We start from the raw sequence: 8,159 nt of genomic DNA, 5'->3' as shown, positions 1-8,159 counted from the left end.
CAGAATATCAAAGATTATCAACTTTATTAACTAAATCTTCTTTAAATTGGTCGGTTAAAATTTTTAAATCAATTTCACTATAAGCTGAATTTTCTTTGATAAATTCTTTCATGTCTATAATTTTATTCTTTAAAAATTAATACAATAAAATAATTGTGAATTATCAAATAAATAAAAAGTTATTCACAATTTTATTCACAAGTTTAATATGCTAAAAATGTGTATATAATTTAAAAAATAACAATTAAAAAAACAGGTAATTTGACTTGTGGATATTTATTGTAAAACTTAAAAATATTAAACTATAATAAAAATAAGTAATATGAAACCTAATAATAAAGAAATTATCTTATCAATTGAAAATTTAAATAAAACATATGGGGAAACCAAAACCATTAACAATCTCACTTTTAATGTTTATAAAGGTGAATTATTTGGTTTTTTAGGGATTAACGGAGCCGGAAAAACAACCACATTAAATATTATTTTAAGCTTTATTAAACCAGATTCAGGTAATGTACTAATTAATAATAAAAATATTAATGATTATCCTGAATATATTAAAAGTCAAATTGGAGTTGTGTTTCAAGATTCGATTTTAGATCGTTATTTATCGGTAAGAGAAATTTTATATGAGCGAGCTTTTTTATATTTTAGAGATAAAAAAGCTATGATTAAAGAAAAAGTTCAAGACATGATTAAACTTTTTGAATTAGAAGAATTTGCAAATAAACTATATAAAACATTATCCGGCGGGCAAAGGCGTAGAGTTGATATAGCAAGAGCTCTCATTCATTCTCCAAGCATTTTATTTTTAGATGAACCAACCACTGGCTTAGATCCAAGTTCTCGGAAATTAGTGTGAAAAATTTTAAATAATCTGAGAGAAAAGCAATTATTAACCATTATTTTAACTACACATTATATGGAGGAAGCAAGTAATTGTGATCATGTCATTGTTTTGAATAAAGGGGAAATTGTTGCTCAGGGGACTGTAGCAGATTTAAAAAATAAATATACTTATGCAACTTTAAAAATTTATTCTAAAAAGAACATTAAATTAGAAGAATATATACAAAATTCAGGCAAAGAATTTATTTTTCAAAATAATTGTTATTTAATTACTTTTAAAAACACTAAAAAAATTAATGAATATTTAACTGAACATAAACACATTTTTAATGATATTGAAATTATTAAAGGGGACATGGACGATGTCTTTTTGTCAATAGTTAATAATTAAGGATCTTATGAGTACATATATTTTATTTCGTCGACAATTTATTTCACTGTGAAATCAAAAATTTCGCTTTTTCTTTAGTTTAATAGCCCCTATTTTTATTTTTGTTATTCTCTTATTAATTTTTAACTTAGTTTCACTTCAAAGAGGACATAAATCTTTATTAGCTCGAGATAATTTTCAAATTGGAACTGGTCTAATTTTTTTAATTACTATTATTAACGGATCAACATTAACTGTAATCCAGATTCAAGATAATTATAATAATGCTATCAACGATATTAAAGTTACACCGATTAAACATTGAAAAATTCGATATAGTTATTTTTTATTTAACTTTGCAATAAACTTTATCACTACATTTTTAACATTTATCATTTTTATCTTTTTTATTTTAGGTTTTAATGTTAATGAAATTAAAACTTTTAATTCTAAGTTAATACTTAAAAGTATTGCCTCGGAAACCATTGATTCAGTTGCTTCTTTAATTAAATATATTAAAGAAAAACCAGAATTAAGTGCTCAATACGGAAATAATGCTGATCAAATTTTAAAAAGTTTAGAAGCTATATACTCATCAACAGCTAAAGAACCACAAAGTTCATTATTCACTTATCAAATTATTAATATTTTAAATTGATCAACCATGTTTAATACTTTTTTACTTATGATTTGTGGTACTTTATTTGCTTCATTATTATTTCCAATTGTTTTATCACGCTTAAGATCATTAAATATTTCGCAAGCGTTAAATATCATGCTGATTTTGTTTGGAGGATATTTTATTGGATCGTTCATTCCATTAGCATATTATCCAAGTTGATTACGTTCATTTTGTTCGATAATACCAACCACACATTTATTACAAATAACCAGACATTCATTGTATGTCAATACTTTAAATCAAGCAACTAATATATCCCTCAATCCAATTAGTTTGTTAGATCATAATATTTCAGTTGCTTGAAGTTTGATTTACGTATTATCTTGAATTTTGTGCTTATTCTGAATTAATATTTTTATTGATAAAGTGATTCAAAGTTGAAGATTAATTAAATATTTTATTAAATTAAATTTAAATAAAATTAAATCACAAATCAAAACCAAAATAAACTTAAAATAAATTTTGTCCCAATTTTCTATAGAGAAAAAAATAATTTAAAATATGATACACACGGATCAGAATTTAATATATAATAAATCTACATATCTTTTATATGTTATTAGACTAGTTTTAAATTTAAAAATACAGAAAGGAAGTTCAAAATGCCAACAACAAATCAACTAGTTACAAGCGGGCGTGTTTCAAAAGAAAAGAAACAAAACGCACCTGCTTTAAGTTTAAGTTACAACTCGCTGATTAAAAAAGCTAAAAAAATGGCTTCACCATTTAAACGTGGTGTATGTACTCGTGTTGCAACAATGACACCTAAAAAACCTAACTCAGCGTTACGTAAATATGCTCGTGTTAAATTATCAAACGGAATGGAAGTTACAGCTTATATTCCAGGAGAAGGACACAATCTACAAGAACACTCAGTGGTGTTAATTCGTGGAGGTCGTGTTAAAGACTTACCTGGGGTTAGATACCACATTGTTCGTGGAACCCAAGATGCTGCCGGAGTTGCTAAACGTAAACAAGGACGTAGTTTATACGGAGCTAAAAGAGAAAAAGCTAAATAGTTAAATTAATCAAATTACTTATTATTTAATGAATCGAAAATAGGAGGACAATATGTCAAGAAAAAAAAGTGCACCAATCCGTGAAGTACTTGCAGATCCAGTTTTTAATTCTGTAATTGTTACAAAATTAATTAACACTATTATGCTTGACGGAAAAAAATCAATTGCTCAAGATATTCTTTATTCAGCATTTGAAATTGTGAAAGAAAAAACTCAAAAAGACCCAATGGAAGTATTTTTACAAGCTGTAGAAAATATTACTCCACAATTAGAAATTAGAACCAGAAGAATCGGAGGAACCAACTATCAAGTTCCTACCGAAGTTTCTCCACGTAGAAAGAAAACACTTGCTCTTAGATGACTTGTTAATTACGCACGTACTAGAAACGAAAAAACCATGGATGTGCGTTTAGCTAATGAAATTATTGACGCATCAAACAAAACAGGAGGAGCTATTAAGAAACGTGAAGATACTCACAAAATGGCTGAAGCAAACCGTGCATTTGCACACTTCAGATGATAGTATCTTAGTATATAATTAATAGATATTATGGCAAGAGATTATGATTTAAAAGACTACCGAAACATCGGTATTATGGCTCACATTGATGCAGGTAAAACTACTACAACTGAAAGAATTTTATTTCATACAGGTAAAATTCACAAAATTGGTGAAACTCACGATGGAGCTTCACAAATGGACTGAATGGCTCAAGAGCAAGAAAGAGGAATTACCATTACCTCAGCTGCAACCACAGCGTTTTGAAAAGGAAAAAGAATTAACGTTATTGATACTCCTGGACACGTTGATTTTACTGTTGAGGTAGAACGTTCATTGCGTGTGCTTGATGGTGCAGTTGCTGTTTTAGACGCTCAATCAGGAGTTGAACCTCAAACTGAAACTGTTTGAAGACAAGCAACCAATTATAAAGTACCAAGAATTGTGTACGTAAATAAAATGGATAAAGCTGGAGCTGATTTTGAAAAATCGGTTGAATCAGTTAAAACCAGACTTGGCGGGAACGCAGTTGCAATTCAATGACCAATTGGTTCTGAAGCAGACTTTACTGGAATTATTGATTTAGTAACTATGAAAGCAGTTACTTATAATGGCGAAGCTCAAGAAGAAGAGTTTGAAACTGAAATTCCAGCTGAATTAGTAGATGTTGCTAAATTAAAAAGACAAGAATTACTTGAAGCAGTTGCTAATTATGACGAAGAAGTAATGATGATAGTGCTTGAAGGCGGAGAATTAGATGAAGCTTCATTTAAAGAAGCAATTCGCAAAGCTACTTTAACTGCAGAATTTTTCCCAGCTGTTTGTGGGACATCATTTAAAAACAAAGGGGTTAAGAAAATGATTGACGCAGTGGTTGATTATTTACCTTCACCTCTTGATATTCCCCCAATTAAAGCTTATGAAGGTGATAAACAAGTAGATGTTTTAGCAACTGATGATGCTGAATTTGCTGCTTTGGCATTTAAAGTTATGACTGATCCATTTGTTGGAACCTTAACATTCTTCCGTGTTTATCGTGGAGTTTTAAATAAAGGAAGTTACGTTTATAACTCAACTAAAGAACAAAAAGAACGTATTGGACGTATTCTACAAATGCATGCCAATAACCGTGTGGAAATTGATGAATGTCGTGCTGGAGATATTGCTGCAGCCGTTGGACTTAAATCAACCACTACTGGAGATACTTTAATTTCAGAAAAATCACCAAAAATTGTGCTTGAAAAAATGGTATTCCCTGAACCAGTTATTTCGCAAGCTCTTGAACCTGAATCAAAAGCTGCTACTGAAAAACTTTCATTAGGATTACAAAAATTAGCTGCTGAAGATCCTACATTCAGAACTTATACTGATGAAGAAACTGGACAAACCATTATTGCTGGTATGGGTGAGTTACACCTTGATATCATTGTAGATCGTTTAAGACGTGAATTTGGTGTACAAGTTAAAGTTGGAGCACCTCAAGTTTCGTACCGTGAAACAATTACTAAAACTGCAGAAGTTGAAGGTAAACATATTAAACAATCAGGTGGTAAAGGTCAATACGGACACGTTTGATTGAAATTTGAACCAAACCCAGATGGTGGATTTGAATTTGTTGACAAAATTGTTGGTGGAAAAATTCCTAAAGAATACATTAAACCAATTCAAAAAGGTCTTGAAGACAAAATGGCTGCTGGTATTTTAGCTGGATACCCAATGATTGATATTAAAGCTACTTTATTTGATGGATCATACCACGATGTCGATTCATCCGAATTAGCTTATAAAATTGCTGCTTCTAAAGCTCTTACTAAAGCTAAAGATGCTATTGGAACAGTTCTTTTAGAACCAATTATGGATGTGGCAGTTGTTGTTCCTAGCGACCACATTGGAGATGTTATCGGGGATCTTTCAAGAAGAAGAGGACTTGTTAACGACCAAGAACAAAGAAACGATGGAGCTACAATTGTTCGTGCCGCTGTTCCTCTTTCAGAAATGTTTGGATATTCAACCGAACTTAGATCAATGACCAGTGGACGTGGAACATATCAAATGCAATTTGATCATTACGAAAAATGTCCAAAAAATATTTCTGACGAAATCATTAAACGTAGAAATATTCAAAACAAAGACGAAGATTAAAATTATTTTAAAAGTACCCACAAGAAAACTCGCTTTTGCGAGTTTTTTATTTACATTTAATACTTTCAATCACAAAATATGCATAAATATTATCATTAAAATGTTTGAATATTTTATACATTATTTTATTTTTAAAAGTTAATTTGTTATAATTATAAAGTAATTAACGAGGGTGCCTTTCGTTAGAAAGGCTGAGAAATACCTAAGCTGATCAAGGCAATGCTTGCGTAGCTAAGTTAACTGACAGAGTTATTTTTCAGTAAAACCCCTTAAAAACAAGGAGTTTTTTTATGTATAAAATATTTAAAAAAATAAAACCGCTAATTCTAGGATCGCTAGGTTTAGCACCACTAGTTGCAGCATCATGTACTGCTTCACAAACCAATACATGAGATACAGATATTAAATTTTTAGTACCAACACCAAACTCAGGTTATACTGATGAACAAAAAACAAAATGAGAAAACGTATTAACTAAACATTTTAACGATCTTAAAAATAAAGATAATTCATTAAAACAATACAAAGATGTTTCAATTAAATTAGTTTATGCTGATGATACAGGAGCTTCATATCAACAATTTTTAGCAAATAATCCAGAACAGGATTTTATGATTTTGAGTTACTCTACAATATCAAAACAAAAAACAGAAGATTTATTACCTACAGTTGCTCAAACTCAAACATATAAATTTTTATGGACACCAGAAATAGCAGCTAAATTTGAAAATAAAAAAGACAAAGACCCATTATATGAAATGGCTCAAAAAGCAAATACATTACAATTAGAAAATAAACAATTTGGTGAATATCCAACCTGAACAGGTGAAGAAAAAGAAAGATTATTAAAATGAGACGGCTCAAAATATGGAGCATTTTACAAAACAAACGAATTTACCGAAAATTTTTATGGATCAATTTTAATTTCAGGAACCCCAGAAATTAGAGAAAAAATTAAAAAAGCATGACTTGACAAAGATTGAGACACGTTTAAAAGTTATGGAATTTTATACAAAAAAACATCAAGTCTTTCTAAATATATAGCACCAGTTTCGGTTATAGCTCAAAACTTTGGAAAAACTTATAAAGAAATTTCAGATTATTTAACCAACCAAAACAACTTTGTTTTAAGTGGTAAAGGAAATGAAAAAAATTTAGGTGTAGAAACAACAGATAAAAAAACATATAGAATTGGTTTTGATTATGATGGTGTATTTAACTTTACACAAGCAGGTTCAAATTTTAAACCAACCAAATACCCAAATGAGCAAATTAGATATTTAACTATGGCTGGGCCTTTGTTTTATGATGCTGTTTTATCACGTAAAAAAATGCCTTTAGCACAACAAAAACTATTTACTAAAGCCTTAGAACAACTTACACAAGAAGAAAATACTTACGGAATTTTCTCAGGTTTTAATAAATTTGTTCCTCTAACAAATGATAAACTTCAGGAAAAAATCAATTTTCTAAAACAACAATTTAATGGATAATGAATAATATTGTTAAGTTTAAAAATGTAAAAGTAAGTTTTAAAAATGTAGATTTTTTTAATAATTTAAATATAGAATTTCCTAAAGAAAAAATGATTGCAATTATTGGTAAATCAGGTGCAGGAAAAACGACTTTAGTGAACTGTATATTAAAAGGAACTCATTATCAAGCAGGAGAAATTTATTTATTTGGCGAAAACATAAAAACAACAAAAAATAAATGAAAAAATCTCATTTCTAAAGTCGCTTATATCACCCAAGAACCTAATTTAATTCAAACTGATAGTGTTTATAATAACATTAAAAGATCGTTTAGAAACTATGATAATTGGTTCTATAAGATTTTTAACTTACTTAGCAAAAAAGAAGAAGAATTCATTTTTCAAACACTTAATAAATTAAATATTTTGCAAAAAGCATTTGAAAGAGTCGAAAATTTAAGTGGTGGAGAAAAACAAAGAGTTGAAATTTGTAAAGCTATTGTGCAAAAATGTCAACTATTAATTGCTGATGAACCAACTTCAAACTTAGATTATGAAACTTCTCAAATTGTTATGCAAGATATCAAAAAAGTAAATGAGAGTGAAAATCTCTCTGTTCTTGTAATAATCCACGATCTTAAATTAGCATATCAATATTTTGAATACTTTTTAATTGTGAAAAATCAAAATATTTCCTTAGTTAAAAAGGAAGAATTAACTTTTGAACAACTAGTTAAATTAATTTAAAATGAAGAAAAATATAATAAAAACTTTTTTTCAATATCAAATAACCATAGACGGCGTTTCAACAGGATGAAAAATTAAAAAAATATGAATTTATTCGTTTTGAGTCATTTTTACCCTTTCAGTTATTTTTCTTTTATCATCTTATGATTTTTCTTTAAATCATCCTGATGGAGGCCAAGTACTTTTTAAAAATTTTAAAAAAATTTTTAGTTTTAATTCAATAAGTACTTTTGAAAACAAAAACGATAATTTGTGAATAAAATCTCTAATATATTTATTTACTAATATTCAATTTGCAGCAGCGGGCACTTTTGGCGGTTTTGTTATCGCTTTAATTACTTCGTTTTTAAGTAGCGAAAAATTTAATAATAAAA

The 8,159-nt window shown here is 28.6% G+C and carries 7 protein-coding genes and 1 riboswitch; all 7 genes read left to right on the top strand.

The annotated features are described in order from the left end of the window. The first annotated feature begins 322 nt into the window (after positions 1-322). The 7 genes from NPA11_RS03555 (at position 323) to NPA11_RS03525 (ending at position 7,785) form a co-directional block, all read left to right on the top strand. On the top strand, positions 323-1,243 hold the full coding sequence (locus NPA11_RS03555) for an ABC transporter ATP-binding protein (protein ID WP_257043558.1): 921 nt from the start codon (positions 323-325) through the stop codon (positions 1,241-1,243). A gap of 7 nt (positions 1,244-1,250) precedes the next feature. Continuing rightward, complete coding sequence (locus tag NPA11_RS03550) at positions 1,251-2,363, top strand: ABC transporter permease (protein ID WP_257043557.1); 1,113 nt, start codon at positions 1,251-1,253, stop codon at positions 2,361-2,363. 143 nt (positions 2,364-2,506) lie between these two features. Further along, entirely contained in the window at positions 2,507-2,923 is a 417-nt protein-coding gene (gene rpsL, locus NPA11_RS03545) for a 30S ribosomal protein S12 (RefSeq protein ID WP_257043556.1), read from the top strand. Positions 2,924-2,975: 52 nt separating this feature from the next. Continuing rightward, complete coding sequence (gene rpsG, locus NPA11_RS03540; RefSeq protein WP_257043555.1) at positions 2,976-3,446, top strand: 30S ribosomal protein S7; 471 nt, start codon at positions 2,976-2,978, stop codon at positions 3,444-3,446. 27 nt (positions 3,447-3,473) lie between these two features. Beyond that, positions 3,474-5,564 carry an elongation factor G gene (gene fusA, locus NPA11_RS03535; protein ID WP_257043554.1) on the top strand — a complete coding sequence of 697 codons (2,091 nt, stop codon included), beginning with the start codon at positions 3,474-3,476 and terminating at the stop codon, positions 5,562-5,564. Between the two features lie 158 nt (positions 5,565-5,722). Next, positions 5,723-5,816, top strand: a riboswitch (TPP riboswitch). A 38-nt stretch (positions 5,817-5,854) separates the two neighbouring features. Further along, positions 5,855-7,057, top strand: a complete 1,203-nt coding sequence (gene cypl, locus NPA11_RS03530; protein WP_257043553.1) for an ABC transporter thiamine pyrophosphate-binding lipoprotein p37/Cypl — start codon at positions 5,855-5,857, stop codon at positions 7,055-7,057. Then, complete coding sequence (locus NPA11_RS03525; protein WP_257043552.1) at positions 7,057-7,785, top strand: ATP-binding cassette domain-containing protein; 729 nt, start codon at positions 7,057-7,059, stop codon at positions 7,783-7,785. Before cypl ends, NPA11_RS03525 begins: the two co-directional genes overlap by 1 nt. The last annotated feature ends 374 nt before the right edge of the window (positions 7,786-8,159 follow it).

The sequence above is a fragment of the Mycoplasma sp. 1578d genome (genome assembly GCF_024582695.1).
Classification (GTDB): domain Bacteria; phylum Bacillota_I; class Bacilli_A; order Mycoplasmatales; family Metamycoplasmataceae; genus Mycoplasmopsis.
This window is presented reverse-complemented; position numbering and strand designations above follow the sequence as displayed.